14 protein-coding genes and 1 pseudogene are annotated in these 20,543 nt (G+C 41.5%); all 15 read right to left on the reverse strand.

What is annotated here, in order from left to right:
• Window positions 1-269: 269 nt before the first annotated feature.
• Window positions 270-4,163, reverse strand: a pseudogene (locus AB2B47_RS03120) (SIALI-17 repeat-containing surface protein).
• Window positions 4,164-4,515: 352 nt separating this feature from the next.
• A complete protein-coding gene (locus tag AB2B47_RS03125; protein ID WP_006152846.1) occupies window positions 4,516-5,499 on the reverse strand; it encodes an acetylxylan esterase in 984 nt (327 codons plus the stop codon).
• Window positions 5,500-5,809: 310 nt separating this feature from the next.
• Complete coding sequence (gene recG, locus AB2B47_RS03130) at window positions 5,810-7,825, reverse strand: ATP-dependent DNA helicase RecG (protein WP_006152905.1); 2,016 nt, start codon at window positions 7,823-7,825, stop codon at window positions 5,810-5,812.
• A 24-nt stretch (window positions 7,826-7,849) separates the two neighbouring features.
• Window positions 7,850-8,953, reverse strand: coding sequence for an alanine racemase (gene alr, locus AB2B47_RS03135; RefSeq protein WP_006152822.1), 1,104 nt, complete (start codon window positions 8,951-8,953; stop codon window positions 7,850-7,852).
• Window positions 8,943-9,305, reverse strand: a complete 363-nt coding sequence (gene acpS / locus AB2B47_RS03140) for a holo-ACP synthase (protein WP_036759080.1) — start codon at window positions 9,303-9,305, stop codon at window positions 8,943-8,945. Before acpS ends, alr begins: the two co-directional genes overlap by 11 nt.
• 45 nt (window positions 9,306-9,350) lie before the next feature.
• Window positions 9,351-10,382 carry a 3-deoxy-7-phosphoheptulonate synthase gene (locus tag AB2B47_RS03145; RefSeq protein WP_036759061.1) on the reverse strand — a complete coding sequence of 344 codons (1,032 nt, stop codon included), beginning with the start codon at window positions 10,380-10,382 and terminating at the stop codon, window positions 9,351-9,353.
• Window position 10,383: 1 nt separating this feature from the next.
• Complete coding sequence (locus AB2B47_RS03150) at window positions 10,384-11,415, reverse strand: 3-deoxy-7-phosphoheptulonate synthase (protein ID WP_004250795.1); 1,032 nt, start codon at window positions 11,413-11,415, stop codon at window positions 10,384-10,386.
• An 80-nt stretch (window positions 11,416-11,495) separates the two neighbouring features.
• Entirely contained in the window at window positions 11,496-14,009 is a 2,514-nt protein-coding gene (gene secA, locus AB2B47_RS03155; protein WP_320693611.1) for a preprotein translocase subunit SecA, read from the reverse strand.
• Between the two features lie 179 nt (window positions 14,010-14,188).
• Complete coding sequence (locus AB2B47_RS03160) at window positions 14,189-14,782, reverse strand: LemA family protein (RefSeq protein ID WP_006152901.1); 594 nt, start codon at window positions 14,780-14,782, stop codon at window positions 14,189-14,191.
• A 38-nt stretch (window positions 14,783-14,820) separates the two neighbouring features.
• Window positions 14,821-15,660 (reverse strand): TPM domain-containing protein, encoded by an 840-nt coding sequence (locus AB2B47_RS03165; RefSeq protein WP_254724834.1) that lies wholly within the window; start codon window positions 15,658-15,660, stop codon window positions 14,821-14,823.
• A 192-nt stretch (window positions 15,661-15,852) separates the two neighbouring features.
• Complete coding sequence (gene der, locus AB2B47_RS03170) at window positions 15,853-17,163, reverse strand: ribosome biogenesis GTPase Der (protein WP_004250788.1); 1,311 nt, start codon at window positions 17,161-17,163, stop codon at window positions 15,853-15,855.
• A 13-nt stretch (window positions 17,164-17,176) separates the two neighbouring features.
• The gene (locus tag AB2B47_RS03175) at window positions 17,177-17,890 is read right to left on the reverse strand and encodes a nitroreductase family protein (protein WP_006153056.1); all 714 of its coding nucleotides are present in this window, start codon (window positions 17,888-17,890) and stop codon (window positions 17,177-17,179) included.
• On the reverse strand, window positions 17,887-18,783 hold the full coding sequence (gene dnaI / locus AB2B47_RS03180) for a primosomal protein DnaI (protein ID WP_006153038.1): 897 nt from the start codon (window positions 18,781-18,783) through the stop codon (window positions 17,887-17,889). The genes AB2B47_RS03175 and dnaI overlap by 4 nt, the downstream gene beginning before the upstream one ends.
• Window positions 18,784-19,953: a replication initiation and membrane attachment family protein gene (locus tag AB2B47_RS03185; protein WP_006152850.1), complete on the reverse strand. Its 1,170-nt coding sequence runs from the start codon at window positions 19,951-19,953 to the stop codon at window positions 18,784-18,786.
• Window positions 19,954-20,427, reverse strand: a complete 474-nt coding sequence (gene nrdR, locus AB2B47_RS03190) for a transcriptional regulator NrdR (RefSeq protein WP_004250782.1) — start codon at window positions 20,425-20,427, stop codon at window positions 19,954-19,956.
• Between the last annotated feature and the right edge of the window lie 116 nt (window positions 20,428-20,543).

A 20,543-nucleotide genomic window follows, 5' to 3' on the forward strand; every position in this document is an offset into this window, starting at 1 on the left:
TTCTTATGAGCCTATTATATATCATTTTTAAAGCGCTTTCAATAACTTGTACTAGAATAGATTGAAGTTTCAAAACAATTTTATGAAACAGTATCTCCTGAAAGTAGTTTCAGGGAGAAATACCCGAGTTTGAATCGCCTTCCATCCACTTATTCCCACTAGAATCTGCGCTTTCTGCAAATAAAGAGCCTGTAACGAATGAACGTTACAGACCCTTCTAATATAAGTCTAAACCTTTTTATAGAGACTTTTTAGATTCCATGTTGCTATTAATCTTCTTTTTTCTTAGCCATTCCAAACAAGCCGAGAAGCATTCCAACCATTCCTACAGATACTAGAGGAGTAGAAACCTCACTTCCTGTTGCTGGGAGGGTTGGTTGTTGTGGTTGAGCTGCTGGAGCTTGATATGTCTTGTCTTGCTGTGCTACTAAAGTGATAAGCGGTTTTTCTTCAACCTTATATTCCGGAAGTTCATTATTGGCTGCTTCGACTGCATTTACTCCGCCTGTGAATTCTGGAAGTTCATGCTTAAGGGCTTGAACTGCATTTGCTCCACCTGCAAATTCTGGAAGCTCATTTTTGAGCGCTTCAACTGCGTTTACTCCGCCTGTGAAGTCTGGAAGTTCATGCTTAACGGCTTGAACTGCATTTGCTCCACCTCCAAATTCTGGAAGCTCAGTTTTGAGCGCTTCAACTGCGATTACTCCGCCTGTGAATTCTGGAATCTCATTTTTGAGCGCTTCAACTGCGTTTACTCCGCCTGTGAATTCTGGAATCTCATTTTTGAGCGCTTCAACTGCGTTTACTCCACCTGTGAATTCTGGAAACTCATGAACTGCAGCTTCGACTGCATTGACACCACCTTCGAATTCTGGGACTTCTACTGTTGGTGCTGCTTCATCACCGACTGTTGCACTAGGTTCAGTATACTCAGGGAGCTCAGCCACAGCCGCTTCGTCACCATTTACGCCGCCTGTGAATTCTGGGACTTCTACTGTCGGTGCTGCGTCATCACCTGCAGTTCCAATAGCGTCAGTGTACTAAGGAAGTTCTCTTACAGCTGCTTCGTCGCCATTGACGCCTCCTGTGAAGTCTGGGACTTCTACTGTCGGTGCTGCTTCATCACCTGCAGTTCCAATAGCTTCAGTGTACTCAGGAAGTTCTGTTACAGCTGCTTCGTCGCCATTGACACCACCTGTAAATTCTGGGACTTCATGAGTAGTAGAGTCACCTTTTGAACTTTCTTCACTAGCAGATTCTGGAACTTCATGGATTGCTGGTTCGTCGCCATTGACGCCTCCTGTGAAATCTGGCACTTCTACAGTAGCTGCTGCTTCATCACCTACAGTTCCATTAGCTTCAGCGTAATCAGGAAGTTCTGTTACAGCTGCTTCGTCGCCATTGACGCCTCCTGTGTACTCTGGAACTTCATGAATAGCAGGTTCTTTACCATTAATTCCACCAGGGATTCCTGCATCTTCAAGGCTAACTGGCAAATTATGCATGCTCTCAATCGCACCATCAACTAATTCTGTAACTTCTTGGCCAATATCTTCTTTTTTGACAACAAACAACAGAGTTTTTGTATCGTACTGAGTTAAGAAGGTTGCTAGGTTCCCATTTGCTAATTTAAGAACAGGAGCTTGGTTGACCAAGACTTCTGAGTCAAATTCTAGTGCAATAATGTTGTTACCCATATCTACTGCACTTTTAACTTTTGCTTTTGTTGGCGCAACCATATCTTTGCTCAAGAAATCCCAGTTGAATTTCTTATAAGACAAAGTATATTCATTTTGATTGGCATCTGCATGTTCATAAAGCAAGCCAAATTCACCATTCCCAAGATCTTGCAATGAGTTATAGGCAAATTTACCGCTTTGAATTGGATTGTGTTTAAGCCAAGTTAATTCTCCGTTAGCTTCCACACGTGCCAAGTGTACCAAACCATTGTAGCGTCCTGGTCCACCTGCGTTACTGAGGATGATATATTCCTTACCGTCTTGTACAGTATGAATAGCTGACATTTGAACATAGACATCTTTGACATCAGCATAACGCTTGATTGTTTTTTCCCAAGTTGCTCCACCATCTTTACTTGTTGCAACCTGCAGATCTCCTGTCAATCCACGCATGAAGAGTTTTAGGTCTCCGTTGTTCAACTGAACAACAGTGGATTCAGTATTTTGAGCACCTGGATTATTCATAGTTGAAGAGTGAATTGTTTGGTTACCTACTGGACGGTTATCATTGACTGCTTCACCTGCTTGCCAAGTTTCACCATGGTCATCAGAGTAAATGACGCGTGAAGACTGAGAACCACTCAAGTAAGATACGTTATTTGTAGTATAGACTGGGATAACAAGGCGACCTTTGTGTGGTCCTGAATACAAGGCAATACCTGTACCAGGCCCTGTTCCTAAGAAGTGCATCCAGTCCTTACGAATACCGTATGTAATATCTTTTGGTGCAGACCAAGTTTTTCCATCGTCATCACTGTAAGACATCCAGAGATAGTTGGTATTTGAAACTCTAAAGATATTCTTGTCACTGTATTCGAAATAGACATTACCAATCAGTTCTTCACCCTTGTATAGATCACCCTTATCGCTATAAGCTGGTTGTTTAGGATCAACTACAACACGGTATTCTGTTTTTCTATTTTCAGGGTCAAAAACTTCACCATTTTCACGGATAGTATAACGTCCCGCATCACCTTGTTTGTACAAGACTTGATAAACCTTATCTCCAATTTGCTCATAGGCTTGTGGAGCTTTCCCAGGAAGAGAGAACACTGCTTTTCCTTCAAGGAACATATCATAAATTGAGAAAATTCTCTTGGTTTTCGGATCTTGGACTAAAGCCATGTCAATATTAACTGGAGATGGCCATTCTGGATTTTTAGCTTTTTCATTGTCACGAGGATTAGAGATGGTAATTCTATCTCCCCATGTCTTCCCATTGTCATCACTACGACGAACAACCATACCAATATCACCCCAGTCAGAGTGATGCAAGCGTCTTTCATCCGTTCCAGCAATCAAGGTTCCTTTATCAGTTTTAAGAAGGGCTGGAATACGGTAACTTGCAATACCATCTTTATTTGGTTTGCGGTTCACACCACCTTCGAATACATCTAACTTTTCAGTAACTTTTGCACCTTCAGGAAGTTTCTTCTCCAATTCACCTCTTTCAAAGAATTGACTACGTTTTTTTACTTCTTCTGGAGAAAGAGTACGATCATAAATTGTTAGATTTCGGACTTTAAGATTTGAACCCCAGAAATTTTTTCCTGCACGTTTTGTTGTACCAATTTGCACGTTATTAACATCTGGCATATCTTGGATAAAACGGCCAGACTTAGGACTTGTACGAGATAGCACACCATTTACGTAGAGACGAACCTGACCTTTTGGTTGGTCTGCATTTGGTCGTTCAACTGTAAATGTTACAGAGTTCCACTGGCCTGGTTTAATTTTCAAAGGAGCATCTGTATATTTATCATAGAATTGTGCACCATTTGCGTCACGACCTTCAATAAGGGCTGTATTATCAAGAACCGCCATTGTGAAGTACTCGTTTTCTTTGGTGTCACTTGATACTGAAAAGAGATTGTAAAAACGTGGAGCCGATGCATCTGGTTTGAACTCCATATGAACAGTAGCATTCTGAAGTTTTTTCAGTTTATCAAGTTCATCATTCAAATCAACTCGTTGACCATTTGTTGAGTTGGTCTCTACATCTTCTTTTTCAACAACAGCATTAGCATTTTCTAATTCTCTTGCGTAGAAATCACGTGGGACACTACCGACTTCCTCATTCTTAGTTTCAGCCGCTGGAGTCTCTACTGGAGTTTCAGTTTCTGTTGGTTTTTCAGAACCTGGGTTTGCTTTCAACTCTTCACGGTTTACTTCAGTTCCTTTATCTGTCGCTGCTGCCAACTTATCCGCAAGTTCCTTATCTATGTTAGCTAGATTTCCTGATTCTACTTCTTTTGGCAATTCTGGCAAAGCTTGTCCAGTTGTTTCACCACTGGTTGCTGGAGCTTCTTGAGCTAAAACTGGTGAAGCACCAAAAACAACTGCTCCAATGACAACTGATGCAGCTCCTACTGTAAATTTTCTAATTCCAAAACGTTGTTTCCGTTCAAAATCTCTCTGTGTCATATATTTCCTTCCATTTTTCACAAAAATAAAGCGCTTTCTTTTTTGCTTAAAAATTTTAGCCCTTAGGGCTTTGAGCAAGAAAGAATCTGTATTGTTGATGGGTTTCTCCCATTCTTTTCATCTGAATTTCTGTTGCGTTTTTCTACTTTATATCTTAAAGCAAGCAACAATTTTACTCCTTTCAAATTGATACTACACTTATTATATAATATTTATTCCAAATTTTAGCCTTAGTAATCTATAATAGAATTTACTTTCAGATATATTTCTATGATTCAAACTTTTTGAAACTACTTTCTTTAATCTCCCAAAAATAAAGTCCTGATTTTGACAGGACTCTTTTTACATATTTCTAACGACTAAGATAGGTAAAGGGAATCTCACTGCCACACAACCAGTTGTAAACCTGGTCATTGACATGGACATTCATAGCTTCGTGGGCATATTCTGGCATGAGACGATAGCTCTTTTCACAAGTCAAACGATTGTAAATAGCAAACTGGGTGATTGGGTAACAGACATCATCATCAAGTCCTGTAATCATTCTCACCTCACCTTTGATGCGATGGGCAAGATTTTTCACATCGATATAGCTAAGCGTCTCTATGATTTGTTCTTCTGTTTCATGGAATGGATCATGAAACTTAAAATAGCGGAAGAGTTCATCATAGGCTTCACTGGTATTCCCAATTTCTAGCACTCGTCTAAAGTCTGACAAGAATGGATAGATAGCCACTGTTCGCTTGATACGGGGATTAAGACCTGCAGCTACTAAAGCCAGCGCCCCTCCTTGCGAAGCTCCATAACTAGCCAACTGCTCTTCATCTACTTGCGGGAAGCTAGCGACAATTTCAACCAATTGATAAATATCTAGATAGACATCTTTATAGAAGAGCTGCTCTTTTCCTTCTACTGCACCGCGGATGATTTGGCCCTTTACTGTATTTCCGAGAGGCGAACGTAAACCATCTTGTGAGTAACCAGATTGCCCACGAACATCCATCGATACAACCCCATAACCAGCTACGGTAAAGGCTAGCATATCTGTCCAATCCCAGCAACGTCCCATATAACCATGGAAGTGGAAAATGACTGGTACTTTCTCTTCTGATTTTGGTAAGACTACACGTGCATAAACAAGGCCATCACGTGTACCTTTAAAGGTTAACTCATAGCACTTCACATTTGGAATATGAAAGTCACGTTCCTCTAGTTGGTAGTCTGGCAAGACCGAAACCTTTTCAATCTCACCATCCCAAAAAGCATCAAAATCCTGAGGAACTTCATCTCGCCCTCTATAAGTTTTCATTTCTTCTACTAATGCTGGATTTCTCATAGAATTCTCCTTTGTTTTGTAAACGTTATCATAACTGTAGCACATATGAGAAAGCAATGCAAGAAAGAAAGGGAAACGGAAAGTGGATTTAATGTCTGACCCCTGCAAGAATCCCTCTGAAAGTAGTTTTAAAAAAATAAAAAAGAGCGATTTCGCTCTTTTCTTAGTATTTAGGAGAAGGTTGAGTTTCCTTTTGAAATGTCTTTTGGTAATTTACTTTAATAGTCATGAGAGAGTCCTCGTTTCTTTTTGATGACTCTAGTATAGATACTCACCCTAAAAGCAAACTTAACATTTTCTTAGAAAAAGCTTAATCCAGATATTCTTTCTTCTCTAGATTTAAGGCAATCATGTACCACTCTGGATCCTCTCTCCAATTTGGGAGGGAGCTGATATAGCTGGCTACCTTTCTAGCTTCCTCAAGGATTGGAAAGTCTTCGATGATATCAGCTACATGGAACTCTGGTAGACCCGACTGTTTGGTCCCAAAAATCTCACCCGAACCGCGCATTTTCAAATCTTCTTCTGCAAGAACAAAACCATTGGTCGTTTCCGTCATGATGCGCATGCGGTCTTTGCCAGAGTCAGTTTTTGGATTGGCCACTAGAACTGCATAGGACTGCTTATCTCCACGACCAACACGACCTCTGAGCTGGTGAAGTTGACTAAGACCAAAGCGATCAGCATCCATGATAATCATGACTGTCGCATTTGGAACATTGACTCCAACTTCGATAACCGTTGTAGAGACCAGGATATCTGTCTTTCTCTCTTTGAAATCCTGCATAATCTGATCTTTTTCATCACTCTTCATCTTCCCATGTAAGAGGGCAACTTTTGCTTTTCCAGCAAAATGAGTTGTTAACTCTTCTGACAGTGCAATGGCATTTTTAAGGTCCAAGGCTTCAGATTCTTCAATCAATGGAGAGATAACATAGGCTTGAGAACCTTTCTGAATTTCTCCCTCGAGCCAAGTCAAGACCTGGGGCAGTTGCTCATGTTTAATCCAGCGTGTTACGATTGGTTTGCGCCCTGCTGGCATCTGGTCAATAATAGAAACATCCATATCTCCAAAGGCGGTGATGGCTAAGGTTCGTGGAATCGGAGTCGCCGTCATCATGAGGACATCTGGATTTTCTCCTTTTTCCCGTAAAATACGCCTTTGCCCTACACCAAAGCGGTGTTGCTCATCGATGATAATCAAGCCGAGTTTAGCATAGTCCACGCCGTCTTGTATAAGAGCATGGGTTCCGATAATCACATCGGCTTCCCCCTTAGCAATGGTTTCCAAGACCTTGCGTTTTTCTGCAGCTTTCAATGAACCTGTCAAGAGAGCTAATTTCAAATCAGGAAAGAGACTCTCTAGACTTTCAAAATGCTGCTCTGCAAGAATCTCTGTTGGAACCATAAGGGCAGCCTGATACCCTGCCGTTACAGCTGCATACATAGCAAGACCTGCAACCACTGTCTTCCCGCTACCGACATCCCCTTGTAAGAGTCGATTCATGTGATGGTCCGACTTCATATCTGTTAGGATTTCTTGCAGGCTTTTTTCTTGGGCTTGGGTCAGAGCAAAGGGTAACTTTTCTTTTACTGCAGTTAATTTTTTCTGAGACCAGTTCAAGACCAGACCACTTCCATCAACCTTATTTTCAGACTTGAGGGTCTGTAATTGCATTTGGAAATAAAAGAGTTCCTCAAACTTGATTCGACGAAGGGCCTGTTTGTATTCTGCCAAATCCTTGGGAAAATGCATGGCACGCACAGCCTGACTTCGGGGCATGAGTTTGTATTTGTCCAGCAAGGACTGAGGGAGATTTTCCTCTATCAAGAGGTCCAGTCCTTGATCAAAGGCGGTCTTGATGACTTTAACAAGTCCTGCTTGACTGATACCTTGTGCGAGACGATAGACAGGTTGGAGGTCATCCTCTACTTGGGCTAAAACCTTCATTCCTGTGAGACTAGCCTTGGCACGATCCCACTTGCCAAAGACAGCCAAGGTTGCTCCTAGTTCAATCTTGTCTGCCAGGTAGGGTTGGTTAAAGAAGTTCACCGCAAAAACAACCTCCCCCTGCTTGAGGCTAAAACGTAGACGATTACGCTTAAAACCATAATACTGAACACTGGCTGGTGTCACTACCTGACCAGATAAAACAGCCTTTTCACCGTCTTCTAGCTCTAGCACCTGCTTAGTCTTAAAATCTTCATAACGGAAAGGGAAGTAGAGCAAGAGATCTTGCAAGTTTTCAATTCCTAGTTTGGCATATTTCTCTGCTGATTTAGGTCCTACTCCTGGTAAGACATGCAAGGGTTGATGTAAATTCATGCTCTTCTCCTTTCCTTCTATTTCTTAATAATATTCTCTTGGAATTCGATCACTGAGGAGACAAACCACCTCATAATTGATAGTTCCTCGGTAAACTGCTACGTCTGTTGCAGTAATTTCTTTATCACCGTCTGAACCAATCAAGATAACTTTTGTTCCCAATGAATAAAGCTTAGGCAAACGAATGGTGATTTGGTCCATGGATACACGCCCTACGATGGGACACAATTGGCCATCCACCAGAACTGAGAAATTCTGCATGTCTCGTGTCCAACCATCTGCATAACCGATTGGCAAAGTGGCAATGACTTGCTCACTGTCTGCCTGATAGGTCGCTCCGTAGCCCATACAAGCTCCAGCCTCTACTGTTTTGACATGAACGATGGCTGACTCTAAAGTTAAGGCTGGTTTTAATTCATAAGGCAATTCCAAAACTTGTCCACTTGGATTGAGACCATACATGGAATCCCCCATACGAACCGCTTTGAAAATAGTTTCCGCATGCCAAAGGGTTGTAGCCGAGTTGCTTGCATGAACCAGTTCTGGCAAATCTTTAAATTCTGCTAGAATGTCTTTGAAACGCTGCAATTGTTGTTCAAAGTAGACCTCTGACTCTTCATCTGCAGTAGCAAAGTGCGTAAAGATTCCCTCGACAGAAGCACCATGGTTTTTGAGCATAGCTTGGGCTTGTTCGGCCTCACTGGCACTTCTAAATCCAATTCGTCCCATCCCTGAGTCAATCTTAAGGTGAACGGTTAAACCTGATAAGTCTGACTCAGTATCAAGGAAATTCTCAATCCATTCCAATCCTGCCACTGTCAAGGTAATATCAAAATCCTTAGCCAATGAAAAAGATTCAACCTCAGATACTCCCAAAATAAGAATTTTCTTAGCGATACCTGCCTGACGGAGTTCAATGGCTTCATCAATATTTGACACACAAAAGCCATCTACATCATCCTGGATAGCTCTTGCAACAGCTATCGCTCCATGTCCATAGGCATTGGCTTTCACAACCGCCCATTTGAGGGTTTCTTTAGGAATGTGTGCTCCCATTTGTTGAATATTGTAGCGGATTGCTTCTAGATTAATAAGGGCCTTGGTTGGTCTATGTGGACTAGTTTTCATGATTTTCCTCCAAAATAACACTAGCTGTCACAAACTGTTCTGTATGGCTTATCGATAACCAAACATTTCCTGAAAATGGGGATTTGCTGAAGTAGGGAGCTCCCTTTTCATCGTTCAATACTTCCAAATCCTGAAAGCCTAGCTTCCCAATTCCCGTTCCCATAGCCTTTGAGAAAGCTTCTTTAGCTGACCAACGACCAGCCAAATACTCAATCTGTCTGCGACCTTTGAGACTGGCAAAGCGCTCCATTTCCTTGTCTGTCAAGACACGCTGCGCAAAGCCTTCTCTTTTTTCAACTGCATTTTGTATAGAAGCTAATTCTTCAATATCGATTCCGTGTCCAACTATCATTTTCATCAAAAGGAGTTGAGATTCCCCCAACTCCATCCTTTTCACTTATTTTGTTAAGGTAGAATAGATTTCTTCTACTAAAGCTACTGTATTTTCCCAGCCCAAACATGGGTCTGTAATGGAACGTCCAAAGATTTCTGGCTGGTTTTGGCGCCCATCTGCTAAGTAAGACTCGATCATGAAGCCTCGAGCCGCCTTCTTAATCTTCTCATTCCAGTCACGGTTGAGAAGAGTTTGGCGAACAATGCGAACTTGCTCCATATACTGTTTCCCTGAATTATCATGGTTGGTATCAATCATGATAAAGGGATTTTCGAGCCCCATAGACTCGTAACGCCCAATAGCATCTAGAAGAGTTTCATAGTAGAAGTTAGGTTCATTTTTCCCGTATTCATTCATAGCTCCACGAAGGATGACGTGAGCCAAGGGATTTCCTGAAGTTTCAACTTCTTGACCATGAAAGAGAAAGGTTTGTTTGTTTTGTGCAGCATAGATGGCATTAAACATCACAGATAGGTTTCCAGATGTTGGGTTCTTCATTCCCACTGGTGCATCAATTCCTGAAGCTACAAAACGGTGTTCTTGGTCTTCGACTGAACGCGCACCCACTGCATGATAGCTCACCAAGTCATCAACCAAGACGAGATTGGCTGGATAAAGCATTTCATCTGCTGTAGTCAATCCAGTTTCTGTAATGACTCGATAATGAAGCTGACGAACAGCCTGTAAACCATTGATTAAGCTTGGAGCTTTAGAAGTATCTGGCTGATGAACCAAACCCTTATATCCATCACCATTGGTACGTGGTTTGGCCGTGTAAACACGCATAACCATGAAAATCTTATCTGCCACTTTTTTCTGCAAGTCTGCTAAACGACGGGCATACTCTAGGACTGCTTCTTCATTATCAGACGAACAAGGCCCAATGACCAAAAGGATACGATCATCCTTACCTGAAAGGATATCTGCTAATTCTTGATCACGATTTTCCTTATGTTGCAAGGTTTCTGCAGATAGCCGTGTTTCCGCCTTAATCGCTTCAATATCGATTTCTTGACCTTTCTCGATAAATGCCATATTATTCTCCTAGTCTTTGGTAGATTTCGCGAACAAGAGCTTCCGTATTTTCCCATCCTAGACATGGATCCGTGATAGATTTGCCAAAGACCTCTGGTTCATTTTGACGACCGTCTTCTAGATAAGACTCAATCATGAAACCACGAACATATTTTTTAATCTTTTCATTCCAATCACGGTTAATTAAAGTCTGGCGAACGATACGAATCTGCTCCATATACTGTTTACCTGAGTTATCATGGTTGGTATCAATAATGATGAATGGATTTTCAAGTCCCATCTTTTCATACTGAGCAATAGTATCCATCAAATTATCGTAGTAGTAGTTAGGAATGTTTTTCCCGTACTCGTTAAGAGCTCCACGGAGAATAGCATGCGATAGAGGATTTCCAGTAGTTTCGACTTCTTTCCCTAGGAAAAGGAAACTTTGCTTGTTTTGAGCTGCATAAATACCGTTGAACATGACATTGAGATTTCCTGAGGTTGGATTTTTAAAACCTGTCGCAAAATCTGCTCCGCTGGCTACAAAACGGTGTTGTTGGTCTTCTACCGAACGGGCTCCAACTGCCATATAAGAAATCAAATCATCTACCAAGGGAAGGTTCTCTGGGTACAACATTTCATCTGCTGTTGTCATTCCTGTTTCAGAAATAACACGGTAGTGCAGATGGCGAACCGCCTTGATTCCATTGATGAGGCTAGGCGCTTCTTTGGCATTTGGTTGGTGAATCAATCCCTTATATCCATCACCATTAGTACGTGGTTTAGCAGTATAGACACGCATGACCATAAAGACGCGGTCTTTGACTTCTTCCTGAAGTTTTGACAAACGCTTAGCGTACTCTAGGACTGCTTCTTCATTGTCAGACGAGCAAGGACCAATCACTAACAAGATGCGTTGGTCTTCCCCACGAATAATTGCTTCAAGCTCTTGATCACGTTGGAGTTTGTTCGCAAGTACTTGTCCTTCTAGTTTAGACAAACTACGAACTTCATCAATATTAATTTTAGGGCTTTTTGCTGTAAATACCATTATCCATCTCCTTATAAAGCAAACGGACGCCAAGCGAAAATTCACTTTTCACTAGGCATCCGCCTGAAAATTAATCATTCTTAACGTCGTTTACCGTGACAGTTTTTAAATTTCTTACCAGATCCACATGGACATAAGTCATTACGTTTTACTTGACTGAGATCCAAATCAGCTGGAAGATCTTTCTGTTGCGCAGCAATATTTCGAGTTGCTGTCGTACTGATATGATGTTCGGTCTGTGGTCGTTCTTGTTCATGAATTTGTGCTTTCATCATCAAGCGAGTCACATCAAACTCAATCGAACCAATCATATCATTAAACATACGGAAGCCTTCCGCTTGATATTCCACGACAGGGTTGTTTTGGGCATAACCACGAAGACCAACAGCATTTCTCAACTGATCAAGGGCATCGATATGGTCAGTCCACTTGTTATCTACAACACGTAGAATCAAGACTTTCTGGAATTCTTTCACTGCTTCTTCGTCACGAAGTTTAGCAACTTGGCTATCGTAGACTTTCAATGCACGTTGGTATAATTCATCCTTGATAGCTTGGTCTGATAAACCTTCTAGGTCTGAAAGTGAAATTGAATCTTCTGGAAGCAAATTGTACTTCGCAAAGTTCAAGATTGCTTCAAGCTTTTCATCTTGTTTAGAACGAGCATGGCCATCGACAATTCGTCCAATCGTACGGCGAATCATAGCATGAATTTCAGGAGCCAAGTCACGTTCTGCAGTGATAACTTCATAACGTTGTGCGTAGATAATCTCACGTTGTTCACGCATAACGTCATCATATTGGAGGACTTGTTTACGAGTATCGTAGTTATTTCCTTCAACACGTTTTTGCGCTGCTTCGACCTGACGTGTCAACATACGAGATTCGATGGCTTCGTCAGACATATTAAGACGTTCAAAGACACCTTTCAAACGTTCTGAACCAAAACGTTTCATCAAATCATCTTCGAGCGACAAGTAGAATTGTGACTCACCTGGGTCACCTTGACGGCCTGAACGTCCACGAAGCTGGTTATCTATACGACGGCTCTCATGACGCTCTGTACCGATAACACAAAGTCCACCAAGCTCACGAACACCTTCACCAAGCTTAATATCGGTACCACGACCGGCCATGTTTGTTGCGATAGTCACCGCACCACGTTGACCAGCATTCATAATGATTTGTGCTTCTCTGTAGTGGTTTTTAGCATTCAATACTTCGTGAGGCACGCCTGCTTCAACCAATTTCTTAGAAAGAAAATCACTGGTTTCAACGGCAACAGTACCTACCAAGACTGGTTGACCTTTTTGGTAACGAGCCTTAACATCTTCAACGACAGCCTTGAATTTTGCATCGAGGCTAGCGTAAAGAAGGTCTGAATGGTCGATACGTTGGATCGGACGGTTTGTAGGAATTGGAATAACACGGATGTTGTAGATTTCGCGGAATTCTTCTTCTTCTGTTTTACCAGTACCTGTCATACCTGCCAATTTTTTATACATACGGAAAAGGTTTTGGTAGGTAATCGATGCTGATGTCTTAGTTTCATCTTGGATTGGCACACCTTCTTTAGCTTCAATCGCTTGGTGCAATCCGTCAGAGTATCGACGACCTTCCATAGTACGACCTGTAAATTGGTCGACAATCAAAATTTCTTGTTCTTCGCTGACCACATAGTCAATATCAAGAATCATGATGTAGTTGGCACGAAGGGCGTTGTCGATAAAGTGAGTCAAAGCCACATTTTCGATATCATAAAGGTTTTCTAGTTTGAAGTAGCTTTCAGCCTTGTCAATACCTGAGTCAGACAAACCGATTGTCTTAGACTGAATATCAATGATGTAGTCATCTTTATCCAAAGACTTCACAAAATGGTCAGCCATGTGGTAGAGTTGACTTGTTTCAACTGCATTAGCTCCTGAAACGATCAATGGTGTACGAGCTTCGTCGATCAAGATAGAGTCAACCTCATCGACCAAGGCATAGTTAAGTGGGCGTTGAACCATGTTCTCCGCACGAACCACCATGTTATCACGAAGATAGTCGAAACCAATTTCTGAGTTTGTTGAGTAAGTAATATCACAGAGATAAGCTTCTTTTTTCTCCATTGGAGATTTCGCAGCCAAGTTGATCCCTACTGACAAACCAAGCCATGAGTACAACTCACCCATCTCAGTCGCGTCACGTTCTGTAAGGTATTCGTTGACGGTAACTACGTGTACACCTTTACCTGAAAGAGCGTTTAGGTAAACAGGCATTGTCGCTGTCAAGGTTTTCCCTTCCCCTGTACGCATTTCTGGAACGTCACCGTGGTGAAGAACGATACCACCCATAACCTGAACCTTGTATGGGAAAAGTCCAAGAACACGCTTAGCTCCCTCACGTACAACCGCAAAGGCTTCGTACAAGAGTTGATCAAGCGTTTCACCATTTTGATAACGTTGCTTAAATTCTTCTGTCTTAGCTTGCAACTGCTCGTCTGTCAAAGCAGCCATTTCATCTTCGTATTTGAGGACTTTATCAGCCATCTTTTCTAAGCGGCGAAGTTCCCCTTTATCATTTTCGATGATTGTTTTTAATAAATTTGCCATTTTTTTCCTTACTTTAAATTCTGAATATTTTAGAATGTTCTTTTTATTGTAGCATATTTGCCCAGCTTTTTCAAGAAAGAATCCGTGTTTATACAAGCTAAAAAAGGCTCATTTAGAGCCTTTTTTTGTAAATGTTCAAACTATTGCTAATCATTGATTTTCTTTTAGAAATTTCAAGCCTATTCTTTAGTTGTAGAAGTACTAAAATCAACCTTTGGAGCTGTCTTGGCTTCTTCGCTTTCTTTAAAGGTTTCTGCCTCTTTAAAGTTCATCATGTTAGCAAAAAGAACTGTTGGGAAGCTTCTTAATTTTTGATTGTATTCTGTTGCAGCTTGGTTATAATCCTTACGGGCTACAAAAATACGGTTTTCACTTCCAGCCAACTCCGTCATGAGTTGTTCCACATTTTGATTGCTCTTGAGCTCTGGATAATTTTCTGTTAGCGAGATCAATCGTGAAATAGCGGAACTCAACTCTCCTTGAGCCTCTTGATTTTCTTTTGAAGTTACGGAGCCATTCCCAATTTTAGCACGAGCTTCTGCAATTTGGGTAAAGACTTCTGTCTCATGGTTCATCTGACCTTTTACAGACTCTACCAAATTTCCAATCAAGTCAGAACGACGTTGAAGAGCTGTTGCTACATCTGCTTGCGCTTGTTCGACCTTGGTTTGTTCGGAGACAAGTCCGTTATAAGTGCCTACTACTGAGCAACCGCCAAGCAAGATAATAGCCAGCAAAATGCTCAACACATAAATAATTCCTTTATTTTTCATATCTAAACCTACTTAATTCCTTAATTTTTACACGATCATTACCAATCATCGGATGAACCACCGCCATCGAAGCCGCCACCGTCCCAGCTACTAGAGGAGTCTGATCCTGAGTCGGACCAAGATGAACCTGAGTCAGATGAGTCACTAAACCACCATCCTCCGTCAGAGGAATCTCCTCCTCGGCCACCGCCGCCTCCTCTAATAATGGCTATAAATACGACAATGAAATAAATGATTATCCCGACTCCGAACACATTGTCCATAGGGTCACTGTTCTTACGATGACTAGACGAGCTACTATTGCGACTCGATTTCTTCCCACTGATGCTATCAGAATAACGTTTTATTTCAGAGGAATCATCAGATGGAAATGTTCCACTTCCTCTATAAAACTGATTGTCCAAGCCTTTGGCAATCGCTAGAATTCCTTTACTATAGTCACCAGTTTTAAAATCTGTACGACTGGCTGCCAAGATCTGCTTGGTTTGATAGTCCGTTATTCTAATGGCGGTGTTATTACTGGTTTCAATTCTTGATTTACGGTCTTGAACGGCTACTACAATGAGACTTCCAAAATTATCTCCTGAATAGCCAATCTTCCAAGCCCTGGCAGTTTCATTAGCCACCGTTTCAATGCTTTCTCCTTCCAGACTGTCTACGATATAGACCCCTATTTGAAGCTTTTCTGCCTTTTGACTATTGGCTTCATTCAAATCACGAATCTGAGTAACTACTTCCTCTGTCAAATAATGATTTGGATCATAGATACCATAGTCTGGTTTTTCAGGTGCTGTGAATGCTGACAAGAAGAGAAATACCATCAGCAATCCAAGTAAATGCACCACGAATCGATTCTTTAACAATCTATCTTTTTTCATAATAACCTCCTTATGCAAGGAAAATTGTTTAGAGCATTATAGCATTTTGAACCTTACAAAGAAAGTACGTTTTCATTACAAATCCATGACAAGGACCAGGAAAATGATGTTAATTTGATGACAAATTTAGTTCTAGTCTCTTGATGTTGTTCCCAAAAAAGAAGGTCCGAGAACCTTCTTCTTTTTATTTTTTTATTTCCGTTTTCTTGCGATCAAATGGATTGGTGTCCCTTCAAAGACAAAGGCTTTGCGGATTTGATTTTCCAAGAAACGCAAGTAAGAGAAGTGCATAAGTTCTTCTTCGTTGACAAAGATCACAAAGGTCGGTGGTTTGGTTGCCACTTGTGTCGCATAGAAGATCTTGAGGCGTTTCCCTTTATCAGTCGGTGTTGGATTGATGGCAATAGCGTCCATAATGACATCATTCAAGACAGCCGATGGGATACGAGTGTTTTGACTTTCACTAATTTGTTTGATCATCTCTGGCAGTTTATGGAGACGTTGCTTGGTCAAAGCTGATACAAAGATAATCGGTGCGTAAGGCAAGTATTGGAACTGCTCACGGATATCCTCTTCCCAGTTTTTCATGGTGTGGTTATCTTTTTCAAGGGTATCCCACTTATTGACCACGATAATCATCCCTTTACCAGCTTCGTGGGCAAATCCAGCGATACGCTTGTCGTACTCACGGATACCTTCTTCAGCATTGAGGACCATCAAGACTACATCTGAACGGTCAATAGCACGCATGGCACGCATGACTGAGTATTTCTCTGTGTTTTCATAGACTTTACCAGACTTACGCATACCAGCCGTATCAATCATGGTAAACTCTTGGCCATCCGCATCTGTAAAATGTGTATCAATGGCATCACGAGTTGTACCAGCAACAGGACTGGCAATCACGCGGTCTTCTCCCAAAATGGCATTGATCAAGCTAGATTTTCCGACATTCGGGCGACCAATCAAGCTGAATTTAATGACATCTGGATTTTCATCTTCGACTTCATGTGGAAGATTTTCGACGATGGCATCTAGTACATCCCCTGTACCAATCCCGTGCACAGATGAAATTGGCAATGGTTCTCCCAATCCAAGAGCATAGAAATCATAGATATCATTTCGCATCTCTGGATTATCAACCTTGTTGACCGCGAGGATAACAGGTTTATGAGTTTTATAGAGTTTACGGGCTACGTATTCATCTGCATCCGTAATTCCTTCTTTACCGGAAACCACAAAAACGATGACATCAGCTTCTTCCATAGCAATCTCTGCCTGGTGCTTGATTTGTTCCATAAATGGAGCATCAACATCATCAATCCCTCCAGTATCAATCATACTGAAAGAACGGTTAAGCCATTCACCAGTAGCATAGATACGGTCCCGTGTCACTCCTTCGACATCTTCTACGATTGAGATGCGTTCCCCTGCAATACGATTAAACAGGGTTGATTTCCCAACATTGGGACGTCCTACGATGGCAACAGTTGGTAAGGCCATGTTTTCTCACTTTCTATAATAAGTTCTTTTGTTCAAGATTTTCTCTAGTTGAGCTTGGTTCAGGCTGACCGAATTGCTCTGCAAGACGTTGACTCCAAGTGGTAGTCGCACGAGCTCCGGCATATTCAGTCTGCACACGGTCATAGGCTTCAATAGCCTCAGTTGTTTGTTCTTGATATTCTTCCTCAAAAACAACATTCTCTAGTGGCAATCTTGGTTTTACATCATGTTTTTGGTTCGGCACACCAAGTGCAATCCCAAAAACTGGGTAGGTATAGTCAGGAAGCTTGAACAATTCTGCTAATTCAACAGATTTGTAACGCACCAAACCGATGATTACTCCACCATAGCCAAGGCTTTCTGCCGCAAGCAAGGTATTCTGTCCAGCCAAGGCTGCGTCTACAGAAGTAATGAGGAGTCCTTCCACCCCTTGAGGTTGGAAAGTATCGGTATGGAGACGAGCCCCTTTTTCTGCACGGTTTAAATCTCCTACAAAGAGGAGGAAGGCGGCAGACTGACGAATCGCTTCCTGAGGAACCAGCTCAAAAAGAGCATCTTTCTTTTCTTGACTTCTGACTAGAATCACAGAATAAGATTGGAAATTTTTCCAAGAAGAAGCCATTTGGGCAGCTGATAAAATCTCATTCAAGTCCTCTTGAGGGATCGCTTCTTCTTTAAATCTGCGAACCGAGGTATGAGATTTCATTAAGGTGATTGTTTCACTCATCGGCGATTCTCTCCTTCTAGTCGTGTTTCTTCTGCTAAATAACGGATACGCTCCATAACGCGTCTAGCTTCCCATGTTTCATCGTTTCCGTTCTTGCCTTTAGCAAAATGTTTTTCCAAATCTTCAAAATTGAAATTTGAGGTAAAGAAGGTTGGCAAATCTTCCTGCATACGATATTGGAGAATGACTTGCAAGACTTCATCACGCACCCAAGGCGTTGATTGCTCTGCACCAATATCATCCAAAATCAAGACTTCAGCTTGCTTGATTTCATCCACCAAATTCTTAACATTCCCATCACCGATAGCATTTTTGACATCAATGACAAAGCTAGGATAGTGAAGAAGAGTTGATGAAACCCCACGTTTTTCTGACAAATCATGGGCTAGGGCAGCCACCATAAAGCTCTTTCCAACTCCAAAGTCTCCATAGAGATAGAGACCTTTACGGACTTCTGGATATTGCTCAACAAAGGTAAAGAGCTTTTCAAAAACTGGCAAACGTCCCAAATCATCCAAATCAACTTGAGCCAAACTAGCTTTTTTAAGACTGGCTGGAAGATTAATCAGTTTGAGACGGTTCTTGATAGCTGCTTCTTTCTCAGCCGCAATCAGTTCCGGAGTTTCCTCATAGGATACATCTGCGTAACCATGATTCATAACTAGAATTGGCTTATAGCCACGCGCGATATAGTCGGTATCTCCACGAAGGAACTTATCTCGCTCGGTGATGTATTGGTTAAACTTAGAGATACTACGATTCAATTCCTCTTGACTGAGAGATTCCTTCTGGATAAAAGCCGCAACATCCGGATCTTTTACAATCTGCTGGACCAGGTCCTGGTATTGAAAACGGCTGGGATGATCTTTAAGCACATCTCCTACACTTTCCATCTAGTCTCCTCCTTTTCCTAATCGGTCTAACATTTCTTTTTTCTTACGTTCTAACTCCAAGCGAGTTTCTTTGCTGGTTTCATTTTTATATTCTGGATTACTCCATTTTGGGACATTGCTTTTGGCTTGGCTTGGCTTCGCTGATTTTTGTTCTTGCCCCTTTTGATTCTTCTCTCTGATTCTAAGCACAGCTTCTTCAGCAGAACGAATCTTGTTATAAGAGTAATCATTAGCCACTTTCATGGCATATTTTTCATTGAGATTGGCCGAATCAACCTTATTGAAGGTCAAGAGTATAACGACATTGATGACTTCATCAAGCAGTCCCAAATCCGCCATCTGTTTTAGCAAATCGCGTTCGGCTTGGATAATTCCAGCATTTCGGGTTTGTTTGATACCCGCTAAAAATTGCAGGGCCGTTTTACTTTTAGCTTCTCGGATAATGGTCGCTTCCTTAGGACTAAAATCCGATGAAACAGACTCTTGCGCTAATTTTTCACGCATACGCTTGATAGAAATGACTTGAGAAACTGCTGTTCCTTTTGCTAGCTGATAGGTCTCAAACCAGGTCCATTTTTTCTCATCAGCGATTTTAAATAACTCTAAAACATCTGACTGTTCATCTTGGAAACGGAGATTATCTCTCGCCATGAGCTGACGAAAATGCTCCAAATCAAAATCATTTTTAAAATCAGCTTTTACTGATGTCTCATCATGACTAGCCAATTCTTCTATCTCTGGAAAGGCCTGACTCAAAGGAACAGTCAAAGGCTCTCCGCCTGCCTGCTCTTGGCGCAAATCAGAAACTGCTGGCTCACCGATTTTTTTCTCCAATAAGGTACGATAAACCGTATGACGCAAGAAATCTGAGCTAGAAAGCGTTGGATGAATAGCAAGTTCATAGCTGTCACCCTTTTGATAGAGGGTAAGCAAATTGAAGGCTGATAAGATTTTAAAAGCCTTTAACAGCCTGTCCATCCCAAAATTGAGATGATTGAGGATAGCTGCAAACAGGTGTTCTTTTTGTCCATCATCCCAAAAAGCTAAAGTATAAAGGTAAAGACTCAGCGCATCCTGACCGATAATCGGGAGGTAACACTGCACCAAAGTTGTGGGATCTTGCGACACCCGATTATTCTTTAGAAAAGAAAAACGATCATTAGGCTTCATTTATTTTTCCTTTTTCTTCTTTGAAGATTGCGTAATTTGTTTGAGAAGATTTTCTAGCTCACTCACGTCTTTAAAGCTACGATAGACGCTGGCGAAACGAACGTAAGTGATTTCATCCAGTTCAGCCAATTCTTCCATGACCAGAGAACCAATATCTTCACTTTGAATTTCATTATCATTGCGACTGAGGAGTTTTTGTTCGATACGATTGACCACCATGCCAATCTCATCACTAGACACCGGACGTTTTTGAGCCGAACGAATAATCCCGTTAAAGATTTTATCTCTGGAGAACTGCTCCCGTGTGCCATCCTTCTTGACCACAACTAGCGTTCTCTCTTCTACACGTTCATAGGTCGTAAAACGATGCTGACATTCTTCACACTCACGTCTTCTTCTAATCGTATTTCCTTCTTCAGCCTGACGGCTATCGATAACACTTGATTTAGTAGCGCCACATTTTGGACAACGCATGCCTTCCCCTCCTTGTCGTTTTCTTTTCATTATAACATTTTTTAAGCAATTCCCAAAATAATTCTCCTTTTGGCTTGACAAGTTTCTTGTTTAGTTGTATTATTTAAGTGATACAA

Origin of the sequence: Streptococcus wuxiensis (assembly GCF_040888245.1) — a bacterium.
Taxonomy (GTDB): domain Bacteria; phylum Bacillota; class Bacilli; order Lactobacillales; family Streptococcaceae; genus Streptococcus; species Streptococcus wuxiensis.

Bases quoted from the DNA above. Each gene is read 5' to 3' on its own strand.
- AB2B47_RS03125 (WP_006152846.1), bottom strand. From the start codon at position 5,499: ATGAGAAATCCAGCATTAGTAGAAGAAATGAAAACTTATAGAGGGCGA.
- recG (WP_006152905.1), bottom strand. From the start codon at position 7,825: ATGAATTTACATCAACCCTTGCATGTCTTACCAGGAGTAGGACCTAAA.
- alr (WP_006152822.1), bottom strand. From the start codon at position 8,953: ATGAAAACTAGTCCACATAGACCAACCAAGGCCCTTATTAATCTAGAA.
- acpS (WP_036759080.1), bottom strand. From the start codon at position 9,305: ATGATAGTTGGACACGGAATCGATATTGAAGAATTAGCTTCTATACAA.
- AB2B47_RS03145 (WP_036759061.1), bottom strand. From the start codon at position 10,382: ATGGCATTTATCGAGAAAGGTCAAGAAATCGATATTGAAGCGATTAAG.
- AB2B47_RS03150 (WP_004250795.1), bottom strand. From the start codon at position 11,415: ATGGTATTTACAGCAAAAAGCCCTAAAATTAATATTGATGAAGTTCGT.
- secA (WP_320693611.1), bottom strand. From the start codon at position 14,009: ATGGCAAATTTATTAAAAACAATCATCGAAAATGATAAAGGGGAACTT.
- AB2B47_RS03160 (WP_006152901.1), bottom strand. From the start codon at position 14,782: ATGAAAAATAAAGGAATTATTTATGTGTTGAGCATTTTGCTGGCTATT.
- AB2B47_RS03165 (WP_254724834.1), bottom strand. From the start codon at position 15,660: ATGAAAAAAGATAGATTGTTAAAGAATCGATTCGTGGTGCATTTACTT.
- der (WP_004250788.1), bottom strand. From the start codon at position 17,163: ATGGCCTTACCAACTGTTGCCATCGTAGGACGTCCCAATGTTGGGAAA.
- AB2B47_RS03175 (WP_006153056.1), bottom strand. From the start codon at position 17,890: ATGAGTGAAACAATCACCTTAATGAAATCTCATACCTCGGTTCGCAGA.
- dnaI (WP_006153038.1), bottom strand. From the start codon at position 18,783: ATGGAAAGTGTAGGAGATGTGCTTAAAGATCATCCCAGCCGTTTTCAA.
- AB2B47_RS03185 (WP_006152850.1), bottom strand. From the start codon at position 19,953: ATGAAGCCTAATGATCGTTTTTCTTTTCTAAAGAATAATCGGGTGTCG.
- nrdR (WP_004250782.1), bottom strand. From the start codon at position 20,427: ATGCGTTGTCCAAAATGTGGCGCTACTAAATCAAGTGTTATCGATAGC.